The 23,900-nt window shown below is 55.7% G+C and carries 21 protein-coding genes; 12 read left to right on the top strand and 9 right to left on the bottom strand.

Annotation, left to right across the window (positions count from 1 at the left end; genetic code table 11):
- Window positions 1-63 precede the first annotated feature (63 nt).
- From HOV93_RS03095 to HOV93_RS03085, 3 genes are all read left to right on the top strand, one after another.
- The gene (locus HOV93_RS03095) at window positions 64-603 is read left to right on the top strand and encodes a hypothetical protein (protein WP_207394963.1); all 540 of its coding nucleotides are present in this window, start codon (window positions 64-66) and stop codon (window positions 601-603) included.
- An 18-nt stretch (window positions 604-621) separates the two neighbouring features.
- A complete protein-coding gene (locus HOV93_RS03090; protein WP_207394962.1) occupies window positions 622-1,341 on the top strand; it encodes a lipoate--protein ligase family protein in 720 nt (239 codons plus the stop codon).
- A 75-nt stretch (window positions 1,342-1,416) separates the two neighbouring features.
- The gene (locus HOV93_RS03085) at window positions 1,417-2,094 is read left to right on the top strand and encodes a basic secretory protein-like protein (RefSeq protein ID WP_207394961.1); all 678 of its coding nucleotides are present in this window, start codon (window positions 1,417-1,419) and stop codon (window positions 2,092-2,094) included.
- 1 nt (window position 2,095) lies between these two features.
- Here the strand turns inward: HOV93_RS03085 and mutY are convergent, their stop codons facing one another.
- Window positions 2,096-3,220 (bottom strand): A/G-specific adenine glycosylase, encoded by a 1,125-nt coding sequence (gene mutY, locus HOV93_RS03080; protein ID WP_207394960.1) that lies wholly within the window; start codon window positions 3,218-3,220, stop codon window positions 2,096-2,098.
- A 152-nt stretch (window positions 3,221-3,372) separates the two neighbouring features.
- On the opposite strand from mutY, the gene HOV93_RS03075 reads away from it, so the two are divergent.
- Window positions 3,373-4,353, top strand: coding sequence for an alpha/beta hydrolase family protein (locus HOV93_RS03075; RefSeq protein ID WP_207394959.1), 981 nt, complete (start codon window positions 3,373-3,375; stop codon window positions 4,351-4,353).
- On the opposite strand, the gene HOV93_RS03070 is transcribed toward HOV93_RS03075, so the two are convergent.
- Together HOV93_RS03070 and HOV93_RS03065 are read right to left on the bottom strand one after the other, a co-directional pair.
- The gene (locus HOV93_RS03070; RefSeq protein ID WP_207394958.1) at window positions 4,350-5,336 is read right to left on the bottom strand and encodes a DUF1559 family PulG-like putative transporter; all 987 of its coding nucleotides are present in this window, start codon (window positions 5,334-5,336) and stop codon (window positions 4,350-4,352) included. The genes HOV93_RS03075 and HOV93_RS03070 overlap by 4 nt on opposite strands.
- Window positions 5,337-5,388: 52 nt before the next feature.
- A complete protein-coding gene (locus HOV93_RS03065; protein ID WP_207394957.1) occupies window positions 5,389-5,553 on the bottom strand; it encodes a hypothetical protein in 165 nt (54 codons plus the stop codon).
- Between the two features lie 396 nt (window positions 5,554-5,949).
- On the opposite strand from HOV93_RS03065, the gene HOV93_RS03060 reads away from it, so the two are divergent.
- From HOV93_RS03060 to HOV93_RS03040, 5 genes are all read left to right on the top strand, one after another.
- On the top strand, window positions 5,950-7,635 hold the full coding sequence (locus HOV93_RS03060) for an alpha-keto acid decarboxylase family protein (RefSeq protein WP_207394956.1): 1,686 nt from the start codon (window positions 5,950-5,952) through the stop codon (window positions 7,633-7,635).
- 285 nt (window positions 7,636-7,920) lie between these two features.
- On the top strand, window positions 7,921-8,916 hold the full coding sequence (locus tag HOV93_RS03055; RefSeq protein WP_207394955.1) for a zinc-binding dehydrogenase: 996 nt from the start codon (window positions 7,921-7,923) through the stop codon (window positions 8,914-8,916).
- 63 nt (window positions 8,917-8,979) lie between these two features.
- Window positions 8,980-10,008, top strand: a complete 1,029-nt coding sequence (locus tag HOV93_RS03050) for an aldo/keto reductase (RefSeq protein ID WP_207394954.1) — start codon at window positions 8,980-8,982, stop codon at window positions 10,006-10,008.
- A gap of 244 nt (window positions 10,009-10,252) precedes the next feature.
- Entirely contained in the window at window positions 10,253-11,680 is a 1,428-nt protein-coding gene (locus HOV93_RS03045; RefSeq protein ID WP_207394953.1) for an arylsulfatase, read from the top strand.
- 95 nt (window positions 11,681-11,775) lie between these two features.
- Window positions 11,776-12,780, top strand: coding sequence for a hypothetical protein (locus HOV93_RS03040; protein WP_207394952.1), 1,005 nt, complete (start codon window positions 11,776-11,778; stop codon window positions 12,778-12,780).
- Window positions 12,781-12,799: 19 nt separating this feature from the next.
- On the opposite strand, the gene HOV93_RS03035 is transcribed toward HOV93_RS03040, so the two are convergent.
- Window positions 12,800-13,135, bottom strand: a complete 336-nt coding sequence (locus tag HOV93_RS03035) for a ribonuclease E inhibitor RraB (protein WP_207394951.1) — start codon at window positions 13,133-13,135, stop codon at window positions 12,800-12,802.
- Window positions 13,136-13,289: 154 nt separating this feature from the next.
- Here HOV93_RS03035 and HOV93_RS03030 point away from each other — a divergent pair, with 154 nt between their 5' ends.
- Window positions 13,290-14,633, top strand: coding sequence for a sulfatase-like hydrolase/transferase (locus tag HOV93_RS03030; protein ID WP_207394950.1), 1,344 nt, complete (start codon window positions 13,290-13,292; stop codon window positions 14,631-14,633).
- Window positions 14,634-14,664: 31 nt separating this feature from the next.
- Here HOV93_RS03030 and HOV93_RS03025 read toward each other — a convergent pair whose 3' ends face one another.
- Window positions 14,665-16,938 carry a PQQ-dependent sugar dehydrogenase gene (locus HOV93_RS03025; protein ID WP_207394949.1) on the bottom strand — a complete coding sequence of 758 codons (2,274 nt, stop codon included), beginning with the start codon at window positions 16,936-16,938 and terminating at the stop codon, window positions 14,665-14,667.
- A 168-nt stretch (window positions 16,939-17,106) separates the two neighbouring features.
- Between HOV93_RS03025 and HOV93_RS03020 the strand changes: the two genes are divergently transcribed.
- Window positions 17,107-18,456, top strand: coding sequence for a sulfatase-like hydrolase/transferase (locus HOV93_RS03020; protein WP_207394948.1), 1,350 nt, complete (start codon window positions 17,107-17,109; stop codon window positions 18,454-18,456).
- A gap of 170 nt (window positions 18,457-18,626) precedes the next feature.
- Window positions 18,627-20,126 carry a sulfatase family protein gene (locus HOV93_RS03015; RefSeq protein ID WP_207394947.1) on the top strand — a complete coding sequence of 500 codons (1,500 nt, stop codon included), beginning with the start codon at window positions 18,627-18,629 and terminating at the stop codon, window positions 20,124-20,126.
- 123 nt (window positions 20,127-20,249) lie between these two features.
- Here HOV93_RS03015 and HOV93_RS03010 read toward each other — a convergent pair whose 3' ends face one another.
- The 4 genes from HOV93_RS03010 to HOV93_RS02995 form a co-directional block, all read right to left on the bottom strand.
- Window positions 20,250-20,678: a carboxypeptidase-like regulatory domain-containing protein gene (locus HOV93_RS03010; RefSeq protein WP_207394946.1), complete on the bottom strand. Its 429-nt coding sequence runs from the start codon at window positions 20,676-20,678 to the stop codon at window positions 20,250-20,252.
- 47 nt (window positions 20,679-20,725) lie between these two features.
- A complete protein-coding gene (locus HOV93_RS03005; protein ID WP_207394945.1) occupies window positions 20,726-21,757 on the bottom strand; it encodes a DUF1559 domain-containing protein in 1,032 nt (343 codons plus the stop codon).
- A 409-nt stretch (window positions 21,758-22,166) separates the two neighbouring features.
- Complete coding sequence (locus HOV93_RS03000) at window positions 22,167-22,574, bottom strand: hypothetical protein (RefSeq protein ID WP_207394944.1); 408 nt, start codon at window positions 22,572-22,574, stop codon at window positions 22,167-22,169.
- 43 nt (window positions 22,575-22,617) lie between these two features.
- The gene (locus HOV93_RS02995; protein ID WP_207394943.1) at window positions 22,618-23,670 is read right to left on the bottom strand and encodes a DUF1559 domain-containing protein; all 1,053 of its coding nucleotides are present in this window, start codon (window positions 23,668-23,670) and stop codon (window positions 22,618-22,620) included.
- Between the last annotated feature and the right edge of the window lie 230 nt (window positions 23,671-23,900).

Here is a 23,900-nt window from a genome sequence, read left to right as displayed (position 1 = left end):
ACTAAGTGGTTTCGACCAATACGTTTCCCGTTTAGTTAGATCACTTGCGACACCAAACACGCTATGGCTCAAACTTATCTACTGACAACCCCCGATGGCGAAGAGGTTCACGTCGAGTCCTCGCAAGCCGGTGAAACGATTACCACTGCCGACGGCAAGACGGTCGAAGTCCCTACGCTTCGCGAATTAAAGAAGCTGCCGCTGGTCGAGAAGGAAGAGGTACCGGTACGCCGTGAGTGGTCGGTGGGTCAATCGGTCATGTTTGTCGTGGGGTTGCTCCTCCTGATGGGCTGTTTGGTCGCTTCCGTGTTTCTGTACCGGATCACTCCTTTAGAATCGCTGGACAAAGCACGCGAGGTCCCCATCGAACTCATCGAAGGCGATGTCCAGCAATGGACGATGCAAAACACGCTCGACTTCTGGGCGTTTGCTTCCAGTGGGGGTGCGTTGAATGACATGCGCGGAAATGCGGTTGGCGATCGTTACGTACTCGGTGTTTACGAGTCGCGGCAAACCTTTTTGTTGCTTTCAGTAATCGGCGTCGTTTTGGGGCTGGTTCTGATGGGCGGTGCATTCGCGTTTCCGGGCAAAAGTCGCAGCTAGGCTGGAACAAGTTGGTCTATGCAACTTCTTGATCTTACGCTGCCGTCACCCGAAGAGAATCTCGCCTTGGACGAGGCTCTGCTTAATAACGCCGAGTCGAGCGGGCGACCTCTGGAAGTCTTGCGACTTTGGGAGCCGATCGAGCCGTTGGTCGTCATTGGTCGTGCTTCTAAGCTGCACGAGGAAGTCAATGTCGAGGCCTGTCAGTCGCGGGGCGTTCGATTTCTTCGCCGGGCCAGTGGTGGTGCCGCTGTGGTAACAGGCCGCGGCTGTCTGATGTATGCCGTCGTCCTTAGTTACGAGTTGCACCCCCAACTGACGGCCCTCGATCTCTGCCATCAATACGTGATGGGGCGTCTACAAAAAACGCTCGCCGGCCAGGTTCCCGAGGTCGATTTCCAAGGGACGTGCGATCTGACGCTCGACGGGCGAAAGTTCTCCGGCAATAGCCTTCGCTGCAAACGCTCGCATCTCATCTACCACGGTACGCTTCTGTATGACTTTGACTTAGATCTGATTCCGGAGCTACTTCGTACGCCGCCGCGAATGCCTGACTATCGCGAGCATCGTCCTCACGAGTCATTCGTCACCAACGTGCCGATCCCTCGCGAAATGATCCGCCAGCAGCTGATCGAAGCTTGGGAAACTACCGGACCGATGCTCGACTGGCCCAGTGAATTGACCGCTCAGTTAGTTGCGGAAAAATATACAAATCCGGAATGGACCTCAATGCGATAGAGATTTCAGTGAGCTACGATGGGGACATAGATCACGTCTTAATCCTTCTCATTTCGCTACCGAAGAGGCCATTCGATGCGACTCACGCTCTTGATTCTCACTGGGTTGTTCTTCGCTCCTGCGGGGGTCTTCGCCCACGACAATACACGGGCGTCTGCCCAGCCTGAGGTGAAGGTAATTGTCGATGTCAGCGAAGTCCCCGAGCTGAAAGAGTGGGGCGACAACTCGGCCAAATTGATCAAACAGTGGCATCCCAAGATTACCCAGATGCTACAGCAAGAGGGCTTCGCACCGCCCCATGAAGTTCGTGTGGTCTTCAAGAAAGACATGGACGGAGTCGCTCATACGATTGGCAATCAAATTGTGATCGCGGGCAATTGGGTCAAGCAGCATCCCGACGATACCGGCATGGTGGTGCACGAACTGGTTCACGTGATTCAGGCCTATCCCCGCGGCGGACCTTTCTGGTTGGTCGAAGGGATCGCCGACTATATCCGGTTCTACAAGTACGAACCCCAGACACGTCTTCGCGGCATTAATCCCCAGCGGCAAAGCTATCGCGATGGCTATCGCACCAGTGCCCAATTTGTTGCCTGGTTGGAAAAGACGCACCCCGGTATCGTGCAGAAGATCAATGAAGCGATCCGCAAGCAGGAGTTTCAAAACGCCATGATTCGCGAGGCCACCGGAAAGCACGTGGAACAATTGTGGGACGAGTTTATCAAGACAGAAGACGCCAGCGGCCGGCGATAGATCACACCAGCTTGGCCAGCTTGCGACCGGTTGTCGATAACGGCAGATCGGCCAGGTGCGAAGCCTCGCGCCACTGCCACACGCGAGGCTGACCATCGGGACCGGGGGCTGGCCGCAGACGACCTTTTTCGTGGCTCATCTCGTGGCAAAGCAAAGTGATTCGATATTTGGTCACGCCATGCTTGATCGTCGTCAGATGCGGCCCCAGCGAGGCCTGAATCCCGGAGGCTTCCTTCAGTTGGGCTTCGGCGGCACTTAGTTCATTTACGTCGGCAACGGCGAACCGGGGAAAATCCCATAGCCCTGCCCAACGTTCGTCCTGGCCACATTGTCGAACCAGGACTTCATTCTTGCGACGCACTACCAGGGCAATCTCTGTGATGGGAATGAACTCGATCTTCTTCTTCGGTTGCGGGATCTCGTCTTGCCGGTCTTGCTGATAGGCCTCGCAATGTGCCGCCAGTGGGCACTGCGAACAACTCTGATTTTTCGGCGTACAGACAAGACTGCCAATCTCCATCAAGGCCTGATTGAAGATACCAACGTCTTGATCGGGGAGAATATCTTCCGCGAATTGCCAAAGTCTTTTTTGACTAGCCGACGTCGTAAGAACCTGATCCCACCCGGTCAGCCTGGCGAACAGCCGCTGCGTGTTCGCCTCGAGAATCGGTACTTTGTGCCCATATGCGATCGATGCGATCGCGCCGGCCGTGTACCTACCGACCCCTGGCAGGCTTTGGATCTCGTCGACCGTTTGGGGAAACTTCCCGTGAAAACGCTCGACAATCTCTTTCGCAGCGGCATGCAATTGGCGAGCCCGTCGATAGTAGCCAAGCCCTTCCCATAGTCGTAAGACTTTTTGCTCGTTGGCTGCGGCCAGATCGCTAACTTGGGGAAACTCGGCTGTAAATCGACGAAAGTACTCTTTGACGGTCGCTACTTGGGTCTGCTGAAGCATGATTTCGCTGATCCAGACGCGATAAGGATCTTGCGATTTTCGCCACGGTAAATCCCGTTGATGGGTCGCGAACCAGGCAAATACATGCGATTGAAAAGCTGCCAGCGACCCGCGGACCGGCGAAGAATTCTCTGGTTCTGAGCGAGATTTCAACTTCGTACGTGCCATGGGAAACTTCAGATGGGCGAAAACCCCAAGGGTAGCCGTTTCGTTAAGCCTGACAACCAGTCGCCCGAGAGGTAGCAGCTGCTGTTTCATTCTCGCTCTCCCCCGAGTTACAATAGGTGCGTTCCCCCAATTGGATTAGCAGGTTTTCCCCAATGTTGTATCGCTCGCTACTAGTGCTTGTTGGATTTTCGGTCGCCGTAGGTTCCGGCTTGGGTTGTTCCAATAACCAACCGGTGACCGATACGCTCGTCGAAACCGAGTTCGCCGACAAACTGTTCGCCCCCTTGAATTACTTAGGCAACATTGCCAAGCAGGCTCCTGACGCCGCGTTTCAGAGTCAGGCAGATGGTGTCCGTAAGGCGGTTGTGCAGACGAAACTTCCTGACGGTCAATCGATGACGCTGTGGATCTACCAGCCTGATCCATTGCCGCAGTCGAAGGTGCCGTGCATCTTTATTGCCCCAGCCGGGACGATGATGATCCATGGCTTGGGGCTTGCCGAGGGAGATGCTGCCGAGCATTTGCCGTGGGTGAAAGCCGGCTTTGCGGTCGTTGCCTACGAGCTTAGCGGCAATGCAGACGCTGAGACTTCGTCCGATGTCCAATTGAAGATGGCCGCCGAGAAATTCCGCCAAGCCAAGTCAGGGCTTCTCAACGCACAAACGGCAATGGCCTACGCGAGAGAGAAAGTCTCGTTTGTCGATCCCCGGCAATTTTACACCGCCGGGCACAGTTCTGCCGGAACGATGGCCTTATATGTCGCTGAAATGGAACCGCAAGTAAAAGGGGCCATCGCCTTTATGCCGGCGGTCGACATCCGCGCGTCTTTGGGGATCGATGGCATCACCTATGTGCAGAATTCCAAGATCGTGCCAGAGGCCGGCGTCTATGTTAACGAGATCTCGCCGATCACGCACATTCATCGTTTAAGCCAGCCAACTTTTCTGTTCATCGCCGGTGACGATCGACCCGACATTACCGGGCCGGCCGATACCTTCGGCAAGAAGCTTCGCGAATTGGGAAGCGATGTCACCGTCGTACGGGTCCCCAAAGGCGGGCACTTCGAGCCGATGCTCGACCCCGGTATTCCAATGGCCATCGAGTGGTTGAAAATGATTACGCAGACCCACTAAGGACTGCTTTTTTCGCCATCGTTGCGAATCATCATCTGCTGAAGCACACCGATCTCGCCGCTGGTGGCCTCTGCCTGCCACTGCGAGTCGGTATCGGTTGCCAGAAATTTCACCGAGCCATCGACCAGCATCACATTCGCTCCGCCGGGGTGCAAGCTGGAAAAGCCCTCGCCGCATAGCGTATCGCCGTCCCAAGGTGGTGCGTTGATCTTCGGCTTGGCCCCTGCGACAACATTCCAGATCGACGGGCCACCATCATGCTTCATCGGGTCAGGCACGCCAGGCCAACTGCCGGCGCGGCAATTAGTTAAGTCACGCTCGCCGGTCATGATCGTGTGACTGACGCCATCCGACACATCGGCGAGGGTCACGGTCGAGTTGCCAAAGAAGATGCCTGTGTTCGGTTGGTCGCCGACGGCATCGTGCAGATGTCCCGCGTTGCCCACATACATGCTCAGCCCGAAAGGCACCGGGTTCCCATCGTGGATCCAGCGCCGGTCAGGGTGGTTTTCACCATCGTAAGCAAGTCCGTCGTCCGAGGGGCACAAGTATTCTGGAAAGTACGATTGCACGAACTCCATGCGTTGATCATCGGCGATCAGAACCTCCGCCAGTGGTTGCTGCAAATCTTCCGGTGTGGGGTAAGTGACGCCGGTCAGACTGATCAGCTTGGATGTCCATCCCCAGGTCGGTAGCGTCGGTTGTTCGTCCGCTGGCACTTCCCACCCAGGCGGAAACGCTTCGTGGACAACGTAATAGTCTTCGATCTGAACACCAATCGCGCGCAGATTATTCATACAGGTCGTGCGCCGGGCATTTTCGCGTGCTTGTAGCATGGCCGAAACCATCGGGCCAACAAGAACGCAACCGGCAAGCAGGGCCAAAAAGAGAACACCTCCGACAATCAGAGGTGTTCGTGATCGATCACGCTGGTCGTTGACTTCTGCGAGCGTTGGATCGGTATCAGAGTGTGGATCGGGCATAGGGTGTGACAACCAATGAATGGGCTAAACATCAACATCTATGCCCATTAAATCAGTTTGCCTGGAACATCTGCAACGCCGGCCCTAAAACAATGAGCCCGGCGATCAGTCCTAAGCCAACCATAACGATGGCCAGCCAGGAGACGCCCTGTGGGGGAGACTTGGACTGGGGGTCGGTTTGGGGATATCCCCGGTCAAGTTCTTGCTGTTCGCTCATGATATGCTCCTCGAATGTCAGAATAGAGAATCTTGCGCGAGCGGCTTTGCTCACCGAGTTTCTCATGAGTAGTAAGGTGCAAACGATGCGCCAGCAGTCGATCTCGAAAGAAAAGAGGGAGATAAATTAGAACAATTGTAATTTAGGTGACGCCTAAACAGCCTATCTAAGAGCAATTGTGACACTCCATCCATAAAAGGTCGTGGATGTTTTGAGCCCCCGATATAACACCTAACTGGTGAAGTCCTTGTATTGGCAAAGCAAGGGTTCACCGTGGGGGGTAAACTTACCACTTGCTATCACGGCCAAGAATTTGCTGCCTCGGTGCCTCCGAATTTCTAGAATGTAGGTAGCTGGCATTTCGCACTTGTTTTCTTTGATTGGGAGTCGACCAGGATGAATCGTTCCGCCCCTTCCCCCAGTGTGCCTGTCTCGCAGACCGTGAGCGGGGTTTCGATCGGCCAGTACCTTATTCGACGCCTGCAAGAGCATGGCCTGGAAGACATCTTTGGCATCCCCGGCGATTACATCCTTTCCTTCTACGGCATGCTCGAAAAGAGCCCCATCAACGTGGTGGGCTGCACGCGAGAAGACTGCGCGGGATTCGCGGCCGATTCCTATGCTCGCGTGAAAGGGTTAGGGGCGGTCTGCGTCACTTACTGCGTCGGAGGGCTCAGCATTTGTAACAGCATTGCCGGGGCGTACGCCGAGAAGTCTCCGGTGGTCATCCTCACTGGTTCGCCGGGCCTGCGAGAACGGACCAACAATCCCCTTTTGCATCACATGGTGCGTGACTTCAACACGCAGAAAGATGTCTTTGAAAAATTATGCATCGCCGGCGCAGAACTTTCCGATCCCGTTAGCGCCTTCCGCGAGATCGATCGTGTGTTGGATGCCATCGTGCGGTTCAAGCGGCCTGGCTATATCGAACTGCCGCGCGACATGGTGAACGTCATCCCGCACATCAGTCACGTCTTCCCTTCGCAGGAAAACACCAGCGACCCGCAAGCGTTGACCGAAGCGGTCGGCGAAGCGGCGCAGTTGATCCAAAGCGCGGAGAAGCCAGTTATCTTGGCCGGCGTCGAGCTGCACCGGTTTCATTTGCAGGACGAACTGGTCGCACTGGCCGAACATACCCAAATTCCGGTCGCTGCCACCGTGCTTGGCAAGAGTGTCATTCGGGAAACGCATCCCCTCTATGTTGGTCTTTATGAAGGGGCGATCGGCCGGGAAGAGGTTACCCGGTTCGTTGAAGAGAGCGACCTGGTGCTGCTTCTAGGGACGTTCATGACCGATATCAACATGGGCGTCTTCACGGCGAACCTCGACCCTTCGAAGTGCATTTACGCTACCAGCGAGCAACTTCGCCTGAAGCATCATCACTACCACGGCATCACGCTGCCAGACTTTGTGCGGCAGCTGGCCCAGCGAAACATCCCCTGTGCCAAACGCTCGTTGCCGGAAGGGATTCGCATGCAGATGCCTCCGGTGGGTGAAGTAACCGAACAACCGATCACGACGCAGCGGATGATGCAAATGATCAATCCGCTGCTGGATGACGAAACGATCGTGATCGCAGATATCGGCGACTCTCTATTCGCCGCGACAGAATTGGTCACCCAGGGACGCAGCGAATTCTTGTCCCCTGCTTATTACACGTCGATGGGATTCGCCGTGCCGGCAACGCTCGGCGCCCAGACAGCCAATCGCAAGGCTCGCATCGTGGCGGTGATTGGGGATGGTGCTTTCCAGATGACCGGCATGGAACTTTCAACCATCGTCCGGCTCGGTTACGACCCGGTGATTATCGTGCTGGACAATCACGGCTACGGGACCGAACGCTGGCTACACCCCGGCGAGTGGAAGTACAACGACATTCACCCTTGGTCTTACAGTAAGCTGCCGGAAGTCCTCTGCGGCGGCACAGGCTACGAAGTGAGTACCGAAAAAGAGTTCCACGAAGCGCTGCACCAGGCCTGGGACGATCGCGAGGCAATGAGCATCATCCACGTCCACCTGCCAGATGACGACGCCAGCCCAACGCTGCATCGTTTGAGCAAGCGGCTGGGGGCGAATGTCTAATGGCGATTGAAAGCTTCGGTTAGCCGTAGCGTTAACGCACAGCCCAAGTGACCAGTACCACTTGGTTGGTATCGTGATCGAAATTCTTACGAGACACCGGTCATCTGGAAGTCGAGGCCATATTCGTCGAGAATGGAAAAAGACTTCCGTCGGGAATTGCAGGGCGACACCCGTTCAATTCCGCTCACTCGGTAACCAAACTTGCCCTCAAGCATCCGAGCGTTAAGGATGCAGTCAAAGTTTGACCTACCCATACCGCTGACCATTGAACCGAAGAGGACACCCATGCCTGGATTAATGATTAAAGAGCTTAAGTCCCCGCTCGAGATGTCTGATTATGATTTAGGCGAGTTGAAACCAGGCTACGCTAAAGTCGAGATTAAAGCGGCGTCTCTGAATCATCGCGACTACTGGATCACGCAGGGAATGTACCCCGGGATCGAGTTGCCTAAGGTCCTTGGATCGGACGGGGCCGGTATCGTCACGCACGTTGGTAGCGACGACGACAAAAGCTGGCTCAATCAGGAAGTGATCGTCAATCCTGGCTGGGATTGGGGGCCTAACGAAGCGGCCCAATCGGCCGAGTTCACCATTGCCGGGATGCCCCACAACGGAACGTTCACCAGCCACATGCACGTTCCGGTCGATACCCTTCGGGCCAAGCCCAAGCACCTCAGCTGGGAAGAAGCCGCCGCGATACCGCTGGCTGGCGTCACGGCGTTCCGGGCAACCATGTCTCAGGGGCAACTACGCCCAGGCGAAAAGGTCCTGGTCAGCGGCATCGGCGGTGGAGTAGCCACGTTCGCGCTGCAGTTTGCCGTCGCGATCGGGGCAGAAGTGGCTGTCACGTCATCGAGTGCCGAGAAAATAGCCAAGGCCAAAGAACTGGGCGCGGTCGCTGGTTTCAACTACCGCGAAGAAGGCTGGCACAAAAAAGCGGCTGAAGAGTTTGGTCGACCGAATTTGATTATCGACAGCGCCGCCGGCAAAGGATATGCCAACCTGATCTCGGTGGCCGCACCCGGTGGACGTATCGTGAACTACGGCGCAACGACGGGACCACCTGAAACAATTGATATGTTCAAAGTCTTCTGGAATCAATTGAAGCTGATCGGCTCGACCATGGGTTCCCCAGCCGACTTCCGCGGCATGTTAAACCTGATCGACAAACACGAGATTCGCCCAGTGATCGACCAGGTCTTCAGCTTGGCCCAAGGTAACGAAGCGTTGGCCCGGATGGAACAAGGCGAACAATTCGGTAAGATCGTTCTGCGAGTGTAATGCTTCCTGGCATTCACGCTTACGTTCCACCCAGCCACCCATCCCCGAAACAGAAAGAGCATCATGAAGACACGTCCTCTCGGAAAATCAGGTATCGACGCATCCGTTGTCGCTTTTGGAGCCTGGGCAATCGGTGGCTGGACTTGGGGTGGAGCCGACGAGAAAGAATCGATCGCGGCGATTCACGCCTACCTTGATGCGGGCGGCAATCTGATTGATACCGCCCCGATGTATGGCTTCGGCGTCAGCGAAGAAATCGTCGGTAAGGCAATCGCCGATCGCCGCGAAAAGGTGCTCGTCGCCACCAAGTGCAGCATGCGATGGGACTTGAGCGACGCCCAGAAGAAGCGGGCCACCAAGCGGTTCAGCACCACGAAGCACAATGTCGACTGGAGCGGTGAAAAGACCGAAGAGAGCTTCGACGTTTATATCTACAGCGGGAAGGATGGAATCCGCGAAGAAGTCGAACGGAGCCTGAAACTTCTGCAAACCGACGTGATCGACCTTTACCAAACGCACTGGCAAATGGACGACACGCCAATCGCCGAGCGGATGGAAACGCTGATGGAACTTAAGAAGGAAGGCAAAATCCGCGCGATCGGTGTTTGCAACGCGACCCAGGAAGAAATGAACGCGTATCGCCAGTTCGGTCAGTTGGATACCGATCAGGAAAAGTACTCGATGATCGACCGCGATCTGGAAAAGACCAATCTCGATTACTGCGCCAAGCAGGAGCTCGCGTTCCTGGCCTACAGCCCTTTGAGCCAGGGCCTGCTGACCGGCAAGGTTACTCCCGAGCGCAAGTACGACGAAGGGGACCAGCGCAACTTCAAGCCTCGCTTCGAGGCTGAAAACGTGCGTAAGGTGCAAGCGATGCTCGAGCCCATGCGGTCGATCGCCGAAAAGCACGACGCCACCCTTGCGCAGCTCACCATGGCCTGGACCTTGGCCCAACGCGGATGTTCGCACGTGCTGTGTGGTGCCCGTACGCCGCAACAAGCAGTCGACAACGCTAAGTCCGGCAGTATTGAACTGAGCGACGGCGAACTTGCAGAAATCACCAAGGCCGTCGAAAGCTATGACGGCGTCTAAGCGGCAATCTTGAAACTGCGGCTTACGTCGTCCCATTGCTTTGGGGGCGCGTACGTCGATAGATCCGATGTTCGGCTCGACCAGTGTCGTTGAGCCGAACAGGTCGCTAAGTCGAGGATTCTTCTTGCCTGAAATACGGTTGATCCCCGCAGATTTCCCAGAAATACCGTATTGGCGCTAGGTCGAACCGTTTAAGATAAGGTTCGGTTCGATATCTATACTTTCGCGCAGACCGGGTTTCCTTATGAGTTCGCTGATTAAAGTATTGCTGCTGCTTGTTACGTGTGTCTTTGTGTTGGCTCAACCAGCTTTCGTGCAGGCAGAAGCGCCTTCTCAGCCGCCGAACATCATTTACATCAATACCGACGACTGGGGCATCGGCAAGGTTCCGGCATTGAAGATGGACCCTGCCAGCGAGCGAATCATCAAGACTCCCCATCTCGACCAGCTGGCCGCCGACGGCATGACCTTCACCAATGCCTATTGTGGCAACGCCGTGTGTGGGCCATCGCGTTGTTCTCTGCTGACCGGCAAGCACCCCGGCAATGCGATTTGGCGAGCCAACCGCATGAAGATGCCGGCCGATTTGTGGCCCCCCAAGTATCCTCAGCTTGGTCAGGTCGCTCGTGACGCCGGTTATACGACGGCCGGCTTTGGCAAGTTGAGCGCTGGTGGAACGAGCACGCCTGAAGAGATCACCGAGTGTGGCTGGGACTACTGGCTTGGCTTTCTGGGGCACATCGATTGTCGCGACTATTACGCCGCCAAGATTTGGGAAAACGGCAAGCAGATCGACCTGTCGGCCAACACGCCGGAAGTTCTGAAAGGGACCTCGCTCCGAGACAACGGCAATGGTGTGGTCGGCGAAGGGCAGGGGACCTTCATCGAAGATCTCTACACCGATAAGCTCATCGAATTCATCAAGACGAACCAGGATAAGCCGTTCTTCGCCTACCTCGCTTCAACGGTTCCGCACGGAGGCCCTCCTGGCGGCATGCGTGTTCCTTCTCTCGAAGGTTACGACCATGTCGAAGGCCTCACGCCTCACGAGCAGGTCTACTGCGCGCTGCTAACGCGACACGATCGAAACGTCGGACGCATTCGACAGGCACTTGAAGAACTGGGTTTGACCGAGAACACAATCGTCATTTGGACCTCAGACAACGGCGATGAAGACAGCTACTACAAGCGAACCGATACGTTCGATGGCAACGGCCCGTTTCGCATGATGAAGCGGTCGTTGTACGAAGGGGGCATCCGTGCACCTATGTTTGCCGCGTGGCCCGGCACGATCGAGGCCGGCAGCACGTCGGACGTGATCACAACGCAAATCGACCTGATGCCTACCCTGGCCAATGCCGGTGGCCAGCCGATAACTAAGGAAATGGATGGGATCTCAATTCTGCCGACCTTAGCCGGAGAGTCAGCCAAGCAGTCGTCACGAGAGTACATCTACTTCGAGTTTTATGAAGGGGCCAAACAGCAGTCGGTCCGCATGGGCAAATGGAAGGCCTACCGCAAGGGTGGCTGGGATGGCAAGTTGGAACTGTACAACCTTTATGCGGATATTGGTGAACAGCAAGACGTTGCCTCGCAGCACCCCGAGTTGGTCAAAAAGATGAAGGCCATCATGCGCAAAGAGCATGGCGAGCACCCGATCTACAAGCTCTGAGTTCTCTCTATTCGCTTCCGGGGGGATGGGCGTGATTCAAGCAGCGATTTGAATTACGCTATTGAATGTCCTGACTGTCACCCGGAGAACGGCCTATGTTCGGTCGAAGATTATTGTTGCTGGTTCTGCTCGCGCTCGCTTCCACCGAGCTTGTGTTAGCTGAAGAGCCTAAACTGCGCGACCGTTTGACGGTCCCCAGGCAAGGGCATCTTGAACTTCAACGGGCCATCATCGCCGATCTCGACGGAGTCCAGCTGCAAACGGTGGCCGATGTCGTGCAGATGCGCGATCAATTAGAGGCCTTTGCTTACGACCGCCAGGCAATCCTAAAGTGGAACTTCCTCGATCAACTGGGCTTTTCGGTCGTCAAGCACGAGATTCCGCCCTCACCGCCAGGTGTGAAGATCGAGTTGATCCAAGGGCCCGCATGGACGACCACCATTTACGATTACACTCAGGAAACGTTCGTCGATCGCACCTCATACGACACAACCGAGCACATCTATGCCCGCTCGCCGGTCTCAGAGGTTTCCCTCCACCAAAGTGGCGACTCTCAGACGATCATTCATAGTGCACCTCAGCCACAGCGACCAGGCAACTTTGTCCCCGATGAAGTCCTAGCACGCAACAAGCGTTCGCTCGAACGTCCTTATGTGCTGCGGCAAGCAGCGGGGCAAACGTTTCATGTGGTCGAGTTCCAGCGGTACGAAAACTGGCTGCTGGTCGATCCCAAGCAAGACGCGGTCCTGGCCATCGCCTCGGTCGATAAAAAGAATAATCAGGTAGTCGGCTGCACGTTGTTTTTGTATTTGCAGCAGCCCAACGAGAAGTGCCGCTTTCCGATGCCCAGGCTGATTCTCAATTTTGGTTTGCTGCCCGACGATGTCTGCCACGTGACGATGTATCACTTCGATCAGGCCGACTTCGAGACGCCTGTCAAACGGCAGCAGCTGCAAGTGCCGGTAAAACAAGGCGCTCGGTACACCTACAAGGCCGAAACGCTCGACTACCAGCGACGCTTGCCGCGCGATGTGGACGACATCTTGAATCTCTTTCCCGAGACGGTTCAGAAGATGATTCAGAAGCAGCGGAATCCATAGAACTCGCCGCGTCGCCTAATCAGCCTTCCTGATTTCCAAACGTGCCGAAGCCATCGCTATAGCCTCCGAACGGATCGGCCAGATCGTCCAGGCTTTCTTCGATATCAAACACGGTGTCGACGGTCGCTAAAATGGTCTTGGTGCAGTAGCAAGTCCACTCGCCTGATTCTTCGTCTTGTTCGACATTGGTTTCAAACCCAATCTTGCGAGCCTCGTCGGCAACCTGTTCGCCTGCTTCCTGGCTCGGCACGGCGACGAAGAAGTCGATCTCGATCGGCTGAGACAGGTCTGAACCCTCTGCTTCGATCTGCTCCAAGGACTGGGCGGTGACAGCTTTGGCTTCCGGGTCGAACATAGCCGTGGGTCCTCGTGCGGTGGCTGTTGAGTTGCCCCTATTCTAATCTTCGTTGAATTGGCGAAACAAGGAATGCGATTTGACCGGCCTTTTCCCGTCGAGGATACTAAAAGGCTACCAACGTCCTTCCGTTTCCCCCTAGGTTCCACGTTCCATGAATCGAGTCTACTCGCTGTTCACGGCTTGTCTGCTGCTGGCGAATTGTTCTTCCGCGTTTGCGAACGAGAAGCCGAACGTCCTCTACATTCTTGCCGACGACCAAGGTTCGGTCGACGCCGGGTGTTACGGATCGAAGGACCTGCACACGCCTCATATGGACTCGCTGGCCGTGCATGGGGTTCGCTTGACTCAGTTTTACTCGGCGGCGCCCGTTTGTTCGCCATCGCGGGCCGGGGCCCTTACGGGGCGTTGGCCGTTGCGAGCTGGGGTGCCCAACAACTGCTCGTCGAAAAAGGGAGGCGGCGGTGCGCTTCCTAATGAAGAGATCACCCTCGCCGAGATGTTTAAAGCTGCCGGCTACACGACCGCCCACATCGGCAAATGGCATATCGGCTATACGCCCGAGACGATGCCGCTGGCCCAAGGCTTCGATACCTCGATCGGGCACATGGGTGGCTGCATCGACAACTACTCGCACTTCTTCTACTGGAACGGACCCAACCGTCACGACCTGTGGCGCAACGGGGAAGAGGTTTATCACGACGGTACCTACTTCCCGCAGCTAATGGCCGACGAGGCATGTACGTTCATCGAAAAGAACCAAGACAAGCCGTTCTTCATCTACTACGCAATGAACACCCCGCACTACCCTTATCAAGGCGAAGCGAAGTGGTTGGAGCATTTCAAAGAGGTAGAGTACCCGCGGAATCTGTACGCGGCATTTATCGCCTCGCAGGACGAACGCGTCGGTCAGGTATTGGCCAAACTCGATAAGCTCGACCTGCGGAAGAAGACGATCATCATCTACCAGTCCGACAACGGGTACTCGACCGAAGAACGCGCTCACTTCGGCGGCGGCAGAAGCGGGCCATACCGGGGTGCTAAGTTCAGCATGTTTGAAGGGGGCATTCGCCTGCCAGGTATCATCAGCTGGCCTGGTCAGTTGCCTAAGGGGGAAGTCCGCGATCAAATGGTGCATGCCTGCGACTGGATGCCAACTCTGGCCGAGCTAACCGGCGTCAAGCTGCCGGAGACCCATCTCGATGGCCGCTCGATGGTACGGATGCTCCAAGATCCTCAGGCCCAATCACCCCACTTCAACCATCCGCTGCACTGGCAAGTTGGCAATGGCCCCAAGGCCGCCTGGGCAGTCCGGGCGGGCGATTGGAAGCTGATCGCCAATACCCGCGATACCCACGAAGATGCACAAAATGCCTCATTCAAACTCTTCCTGGCCAACATTACCGAAGACCCAGGCGAAAAGACCAACCTCGCCGGTCAGCATCCCGACGTAGTCAAGCGGCTGACGAAACTGCACGAGGAAGAGTTCGCGAAGTAACCCGTCGGTGGCACGTCGGTCTCGATGCTGCTTACTCCGTTGGCTGCTCCATCTGTTCGATCCATTTCCGCAAGACTTCGATTCCCCGTGGGTCGGCCACATTGCTTGCCAGCGGTGGCATCTGGCGGACTCCTCGGTGAGCAGCACGAATCAGCAGTTCGCTCAAGTAAGGCTGACCCGGTTTAACAACGGTTCCGCCCGGCGGGGTCATCTGGCCTTGCAGCGGCTGCTGGTTTAGCAGGTTCATTTTGGCCAGATCGGCGTGGAATTGCAGGTGACGCTTGCCAGGTGCGATCCCATCAGGGCGATGGCACACGGCGCAGTTGACATCGAGCCAGGCACGAGCCAACGCCGTCGTTTCTCCTTGGGGTGTTTCGAGTGCACTTTCGACATGTTGCGGATCATTGCTGCGGTCTAGATTGCCGAACTGCCACTCGGGGAATCGCTCGATTTCTTCTGCATTGTTCGATAGTGGTTGTGTGAAAACATTCAGTCGGTTAAGCATCGCCAATTGATTTTCACGCTGGCCGTGGTAGTCGAGCGGGTGGTTCATCTGCCGCGAGTTGAGCCCCAATACGAAGCCAGCTTCCTTTGTATGACACGCCATGCAGTCGCTCCGCGAAGGGAAGTAGTAACGCTGCTCGAAGCTTCCTTCTGCCGTCTTGATAGGCAGGGGCTTCAAAGCCGATCCTTCCAGCAGTGTGGCCTCGCTTTGGTCATCGTGGTAGACGTAGGTATAACCCTGCCAGCCGTCGGGTGAGTGCACAAGTAATCGTGTTTCCAACCGACGCGGGTCTTCGAGCTGAGCTCGATCTTGATGCATCCAGAACGTTTTTACGAAAACCGTTCCCACCGGAAACTCCCATTGGTCGCGCTCGTGATAGACAACCGATTTGTCTTTCGGCAAGGCAACGTAACGGTCTTTCACGGTGTAGTCCGACCAGAACGGCATGTTCAGTTCGTAAGGAATAACTCCTTGGGCAGGAATGTTCTTCGCGACCGAGTCAAACAAGCCGGTCTCTGACAGCTTTTGTGGAAAGTTCTTTTTGGCCGCCTTGAAATCGATGTCCCGCTTTGTCAGACGATACAAATGGCCATCGAAAGAGCACAGCAGCATCTCTCCATTTTGATCTTCTCCGAACGCGGAAATCTGCAGGCCTGTTTCCGCGACTCGGCGGTTGCTGGTGGTTGTATTTCCATCGGCACGCAAGTCCCAAACATTGCCAGAAACGTAGTCGGCATAAAAATAGGCACCGTCGTACTCTTTTAAAGTTGGTCCACGGTAAACGACACCGCCGGTTACCGAGATTCCTTCATTCCGAAAGTACTCGGCAAGCGGATCGATCAGTTCCGTTTCTTTGGCAGGCGACTGCGGTTCAAAGCTGTGCATTCCTTCTCGCTTGTTCCAACCGTAGTTGCCACCCTTGACGATCCGATTAACTTCCTCGAAACGGTTCTGTCCGACGTCTCCTGTCCATAAGTCGCCGTTTTCGCGATCGAACGAAATCCGCCAGGGGTTGCGTAAGCCGTACGCCCAGATCTCGCCGCGAGCATCCTCACGTTCGACAAAAGGGTTGTCTTGGGGAATTGCGTAACCGCGTCCTTTATCTTTGCGATCGACATCGATGCGTAGAATCGATCCGAGTAGTGTTTCCAGGTTTTGCCCATTTGCAAAGGGATCGTGCGCGTCGCCGCCATCGCCGAGGCCGACATACAAATAGCCATCAGGACCAAAACGAATGCTGCCCCCGTTGTGATTGCTAAATGGCTGATCTAGCTTGAAGACAATCTCTTCCGACTGTCGATCTGCTTGGTTTGGGTTGTCTTTTGAAACCGTGAACCGCGAGACCACACTCGTTCGTGGTTGGGTGGAATAGTAAACAAAGAACTGCCCGTTCTCTTGGAACTTTGGGTGAAATGCCAAACCCAGCAGCCCCTCTTCGTTTCCCTTACGCAAGGTGACATCGTGAAGATCGAGGAAAAGTTCTGCGTTTTCGACATCGTCACGGTACTCGAAAACGCGGATCGTTCCCTCTTGTTCCACGACAAACAGCCGGTTCGTGCCGTCTTCCGGAGAAGTCACCTCGACGGGCCGCTGAAATTTCAAATTTGGAAAAATGCGTTCTTTCTCCAAGGGAACCGGGTCTGGCGATTGCATCAAATGGCTGGTATCAACAGCGGAAAAGTCTTGCGGAATCTGCTGAGTTCCAGATTGCGATTGGTTAGCTGACTGAGCGGCGACAAAGCTGGTCATCCAACCACCAAGGCACACGGCTACCATCACGACGTTAAGACGTGAAATCATGAAAAACTCCTGGCTGCGGGGACAAATCGGCAAAGCGAGTGTCCTAGGTGCACAACGCGCGCCAAATCATAGCGCCACGTTCGGATAACTCGCATTGCCACCACTGGGTTGTTATCCTGAGAAGCAATCGCTTGTCATTCCCATCTACCACAGTCCAAGTGTCCCACCATGAAGACATCCCTCTCGCTGCTTACACTGTTCCTTCTGACTGCGTCCCTCTTCGCCGCCGAAACCAAGCGGCCGAACTTTTTGATCATCTATACCGATGACCTCGGCTATGGCGACGTTTCAACCTATCACGACTCGGACGTGGCCACGCCCAACATCGACCAGCTGGCCGCCGACGGAATGACCTTCACGCAGATGCGGGCTAATTGCACCGTTTGCTCTCCTTCGCGGGCAGCGCTGCTGACTGGTAAGTATCCGGACCTGGTTGGTGTGCCGGGGGTGATTCGGACCTATCCCGCCAACTCGTGGGGCTTTCTGAAACCAGGCGTGCCGACGCTGGCCGACGCGCTCAAGCAGCAAGGCTATGCGACCGCGTGCATCGGCAAGTGGCACCTTGGACTTGAGTCTCCTAATACACCCAACGAGCGCGGCTTCGATCATTTCCACGGGTTCCTGGGCGACATGATGGATAGCTACATCACGCATCGCCGCGAGGGGTTCAACTACATGCGGCTGAACCAGAAAGAGATCGACCCCCAGGGGCACGCGACCGACTTGTTCACTCAGTTCGCGACGGATTACCTGCAAGGCCGCTCGCAAGTGAAGGACGAACCGTTCTTCCTTTACCTAGCCTACAACGCTCCTCACTTCCCGATCGAACCACCCCAGGCATACCTCGACGCGGTGAAGAAGTCGCAGCCAGAGCTTTCGGACAAGCGAGCCATGAACGTCGCCTTCGTGCAGCATCTGGACGACGCCGTCGGCAAGGTTTTGGATTCGCTGGAAACGTTGGGGCTCGCCGAGAACACCGTCGTCTACTTCGGCAGCGATAACGGCGGCAGTTTGCCACATGCCCAGAACAACGACCCTTGGCGCGACGGCAAGCAAAGCCACTACGACGGCGGCTTGAAGGTCCCGTTCTTCGTTCGCTGGCCCGGACATATTCCGCCAGGCAGCATTAGCGACTACCAAGGGATGAACTTTGATGTCTTCCCCACGTTCGTCCAGCTGGCCGGCGGCACACCGGCGGATGATCTGAACGCGATGAGCCTGGTCCCGCTTTTCGAGGGCAAACCGATGCCGCCGCACACGCGTGACCTGTATTTTGTCCGCCGCGAAGGAGGCCCACGCTACGGCGGCAAATCGTACCAGGCCATCATCCGCGACGGCTGGAAACTAATGCAGAACGACCCTTACTCGCCATTGCAGCTATACAACCTGAACGAAGACCCGCAGGAACAAAACGACCTGGCCAAGACCAACCGTAAGAAGTTCCTCCAGCTACAAGGGGCCATGCGACTGCAGATTCAAGCGGCAGGCAATGTGCCTTGGCAGCCGGCAAACCAATAGGCGAAAGGACGTTCGAATGCTTAGCGAAAATGACGAGCCGTGCAAAAATACCAATGCGGTTTAACTGCGGGGGCCCACTCCGCCGTAATTTGACCCAGTAAACGTCATCAAGGATACTGATCCTGAGTTCCACCACCCACCTCATTCCTCTACCCAGCGCGGAAAATCTCATGCATCGCATTCACTTCGTACTACCGGTCTTGCTGCTGTTCGCTTTGGCGATGCCTGCCGTGGCGGACGATCGTCCTAACTTCATTGTGTTCATTGCCGACGATGTCAGCTGGAACGACTTCGGCTGTTACGGCAGCGAAACGGCTCGGACGCCTAATATCGATGCCTTGGCGGCCGACGGGATGAAGTTCACCAATGCGTATCTGACGGCCAGCAGTTGTAGCCCGAGTCGGTGCAGCATCATTACGGGTCGGTACCCGCACAACAACGGGGCGGCCAGCGAACTGCATCGACCGCTGCCGGCGCATCTGATCAAGTTTCCTAAGCTGCTTAAAGAAGCAGGCTACTACACGGCCCTGGCCGGCAAAGACCACATGCCGCAGGACGACGCCAACGAGAACGCCGTTTGGGACGACAAACGGGGCGTACGCGTGCCGGGCAATTCCGGCGGGGAAGGGCACTGGGTCGATGTGGTGCAGAAGCGCCCTAAAGATAAACCCTTCTTCTTCTGGTTCGCCGCGACCGACGCCCACCGCGGCTGGGATGCCGACACGCAGTGGCAGAAAGACAACTACGGACCGAAGCACAATCCAGACGACGTGAAGGTCTCGCCGTACATGCGGAACGAGCCGGCAACACGAGATGACCTCGCTTCCTATCACAACGAGATTACTCGCTTCGATTACTACATCGGCCAGGTCTGCGAAGAGTTGAAGGCCCAAGACGCGTTCGACAACACAATGATCATCGTGATGGCCGACAACGGTCGGCCCTTTCCACGCGGCAAAACGCGCGTGCACGATAGCGGCATGAAGACCCCGTTTGTCGTCAGCTGGCCTAAGGGACTCAAAGATTCCGGCGTAACATGCAACAAGTTGGTTAGCGTCATTGATATCTGCCCGACCTTTCTCAGTCTGGCGGGTGTGAACGTGCCTGAGCAGGCCCAAGGGGTTAGTTTCGCCAAGCTACTGAAAGACCCTGTTGGCGAAGCGACTCGCAACTACGCGTTCAGCGAACACAACTGGCACGACTACGAAGCCCACGGCCGCGCGGTGCGTAACCCGTTCGGGATTCTCTACGTTCGCAATGCTCGTCCCGAAAAAGCCTGGCTCGGCCCGGCTGACTCGGTCAGTTCTCCTTCGCATAAAGATCTGGTCGATGCAAAAGAGAAACTAACGCCTGCCCAGGCCGACGTTCTGCTCGTACCACGACCGGCCGAAGAACTGTACGACACCAGCGAAGACCCTCTGCAAACTAACAACCTGATCGGCAACCAAGAGTACGCCAAGCAGTTGGTCGTCATGCGTCAGAAAATGGACCAATGGCAGAAGGAAACGGGCGACAGTGCCCCGGCGGACTACACCGTCGACTTCTACGATCGCGTCTCTGGCTACACCGACAGTAAGACCGGCAAACGCATTAAAGGGGATCGCCCCTACGGTGATTGGTCTGGCACCGAACATCACGCCGACAAGATCAACGCCAGCGGACCGAAATAGAAACCGGCGACATGGCCTCTGCGGATGATTCCGTGACCTGCTGAAACAACAGAAAAAGGCTCCTGCGATGGTCGTTCGCAGGAGCCTTTTAATGTGTAATAACGTCGCGGACATACCAACGTGTTAAAGCTCGATCTCAACAAACGTGGGCTCACCTGAGTTGACTTGGATTTCAATGCCATGTCTCGGTTTCGCGCCGCGTTTAGGAGCGGAGTCAGGGTCGGCGGCCAATTCGACGCCATCCTTATCGACTTTAACCGCCGAGGATTGGCCTTGAGCATGCCCTCCAATAACACTCACGCGATGCCTTCCCGAAACGGCGCCGAACTCGCCGGTGGAATAGCGAAGGGTGAACTCACCGTTCTCGTTCGTTTTGCCATACGATTGTGCCCCGCCCGCATCGGGATAGAACTCAAGCGTTGCTCCGACCAAAGGTTTGCCTCCGGAGGTCACCGTGCCGGTGACCTGATCCAGCGGCGGGCCATCGTAAGCATTGCATCCAATGATTGCCGCCAGGGCCAGCAGAAATAGGTAATAGGAATATCGATTCATACTACGTTTGTGGGTTCGTGGTTGTTGTTGTGTTTCACGCAGCGCCATTAGAATTCGCCGAGCACCTCGCCATCAGATCGATCCGCCATATGTTCGAGTGTCTCAAAGACGATGTGCTCGGACACGAATCGAACTGATCCATCCGCCATTGCGAACATCGCACCACCAGGGTGAGCTGACACAAACGGTGTATGATGACGAGCACGTGTGTAAAAGAGGCCAACACCAAACGGATTGTTAACCCCCGGGGCGAGAACATTAATGCCAGCACGAAGGGATGACACGCCTTTCCAATAACTGCGGGATTGCGACTTGGTGCCGCCACCTCCACCACAGAAGAGACCAGCTTCGTTGATCCAGCTACGGTGATCGGCCTGCTGCACTTCGCCGTTGCCATCGAGGTAGCGGAAGTAATCAGATTGCTCGCCGATCGCGAGCGTATTGCTCGTTCCGTCGGTCACATCGCGGAACGAACACGTGTTGGTGTTGAAGTCATCCAATGCGACGAAGATCCCGCAGTAGTCCTTGCGGCCGCGGTAGCCGTTCCAAAAGCTGGGCGTCGACCCGTTATAATCGCCGGCAACACCGGTATAGTCTGCAATCTGATATTCGGCAGTTTCCGAAGGTGCCCCTAAGTCTTGAGTTGCCTGGGGGACGTCTTGGGTCCACATGGCCGGCATCGGGTTGGATGGGCAACGAACCGATTCCATGTACAAGTTTTGAGTGATCTGCCAGTTACGATCGACGTTTGCTCCGGCGAAATCGGTATCGTCGAAGGTCAGCTGGCTGAAAGCAGCCGCTTGATCCATAAACGGCATAACGCGAACCAACCAGCTGGCTGGCTTTCGGTTGGTGGGAGAAAGGTGCGACGAGATCGGAAAGCACCCATGCGTATCGTGATAATTGTGGAGCGACAGTCCCAACTGCTTTAAATGGTTACTGCACTGCATCCGTCGGGCCGCTTCGCGAGCTTGTTGCACCGCAGGCAGCAGCAACGCGATTAACACGCCGATGATCGCGATCACCACAAGTAACTCAACCAGCGTGAAACCCCGTTGCCGAAGGGAAGAATTGGTCATAGCTCGATCCGTAGTAGGAAGAAAAATTAGGAAAGCCACTCGAGACCAACGCCTCGATGATATCCCGAGTAAGCAAACCCGAGACCAATCTCATCAGGCAGGCCTATCTTCAGTGCAGTCATCTCGGTAGCTCACAGCGGCATCGCTCTTAGTGAGTAATGGATTACCCTAATGGTGCCTTGATGGATCTCAAGAGTGTGTACTTGAATATTGTGGTATTCCGAAAGAAAAATGAAATTCCCACATAAAAATGAGGTTACAAGAAGACCACGTCCTATCCCTAGCAGGTGGTGCTTAAGGCTTCAGCAGTCAAATTCTGTCCCCGCGCATAGAAAAAGGACCCACGCGGAGAAGCAACCGCGAGAGTCCTTTTCAGGTACCACCCTCTCTGTTCCGAAGAGGTGGAAACCTATAGTTCGATCTCGACGTGATTCTCGGCGTTTGGGTCGACGGTCACGACGATCTCTTTGCCCCGGTATTCTTTCCGTTGTGCTGCCGGGGCCTCGATGGATGTGGGCTCGCTTGGCTTGGCATCGCTCGCTTTGCGTCCGCCCAGAACTTTCACGATGTGTTGCCCTGGGGCTGCGCCCGGCTTGCCGGTCGAGTAATACAGCTTGAAGTCGCCGTTCTCGTCCGACTTGCCATACGAAGGTGCGCCGGCCGTTTGCGGCTCGAACTCCAGTTGTGCATCCACAAAAGGAACGCCGTCCTGGGTGATCGTCCCGTCGACGGTATGCAGCTGCTGACCCGAGTCTGAAAAACAACCAGTCGCGGCCAGTGCCAATAGCACGCTAGTAGATAATAGATATCGATTCATCACGTTCACCTTGAAATAAAGCCAGGAGTTAGGCCGAACCAACTTAGTACTCGCCAACGACATTGCCGTCGGCGCGGTTGGCTAAGTTACGTAGCGTTTCAATCGTGATGTTCTCGCTGACAAATCGCGTCGATCCGTCGCCTAGGACAAACAACGCGCCGCCTGGGTGGGCAGAAGTGAAGATCGTATGGTGGCCAGAGCGACCTCCTTTGCCGGGGTCGTTTCCAGTTCCCAGGGGGTTGTTGTATCCGCTGGTATGAGCAAAGTTGATCCCGCTGCGGATGGACGAATGCCCTTCCCAGTTGCCGTACCACGAACCGTTTCCGTTGTGGCCACCGCCGCCGCTCCAAGCACCGCCACGGTGTCCGTACTCGCGCGAGTCATGGAAGGTCACTTCGCCGGTCGACGTGTTAAGGGAACGAATGAAGTTCGACTGTTCGCCCACAGCCAGCGTGTTGCTTGTACCGTCGGTGATGTCTCGGAAAGATGTGGTCTGCTTGTTATAGCTATCCAAGGCCACAAAGATCCCGTTGTAGTCATTCATCCCGTGAAAACCGTACCAGTGAGAAGGGGTCGCGCCGGTCATGTTGTAACCGCCGCCCACGCCCACATAGTCGGCACGTTGATACTGAACCTCCGCCGGTGCCCCATCACTTTGCATTGCACTGCTAGAAGCTTGCGTCAGGAAACGTTCCATCGGATTGGACGGGCAGTTGAGCGAGTCGACAACGACATTCGTGGTGACGCGCCAGTTACGATCGAAGCCGATACCAGTCCAGTCGCTGTTGAAGGTGCACTGGTCGTAGGCGGCCGATTGTTCGATGAAGGGCCAGATCCGCACCAACCAACTGGCCGGGCGGTTCGTGTTATCGACGTACGAAACCATCGGAAACGCACCGTTGGTGTCGTGATAATTGTGCAGGGCCAGGCCAAGTTGTTTCAGGTTATTGCTGCACTGCATACGGCGAGCGGCCTCGCGGGCCTGTTGCACGGCCGGCAGTAGTAGGGCAATAAGCACACCAATAATGGCAATCACGACAAGCAGTTCGACCAACGTAAATGCCGCACGAGTGGAACACGATCGTTTCGTCTTCATGTCACTAGGCTCTCAAAATCAGGCAGGAAGATAGAAGGAAAATTACTATCGCGAGCGTACAGAGCAGGCTCGCAACGGTGCTATACCGGGATATCAGCAAAGCTCAGGCCATTTGACGTGCAGTTCAAGGACGAAATGGGCAGGAATGTAGCAAACGAGGCGTCTAGTTACCTAAAGGAAGAATACGGCCACTTAATGCACGTTTGCAGCTAATACTGGTTTCATAATTC

Source organism: Bremerella alba (genome assembly GCF_013618625.1).
In the GTDB taxonomy this organism is placed as follows: Bacteria; Planctomycetota; Planctomycetia; order Pirellulales; family Pirellulaceae; genus Bremerella; species Bremerella alba.
The sequence above is the reverse complement of the archived record's forward strand: the minus strand, read 5'-3'. Positions and strand labels throughout refer to the sequence as shown.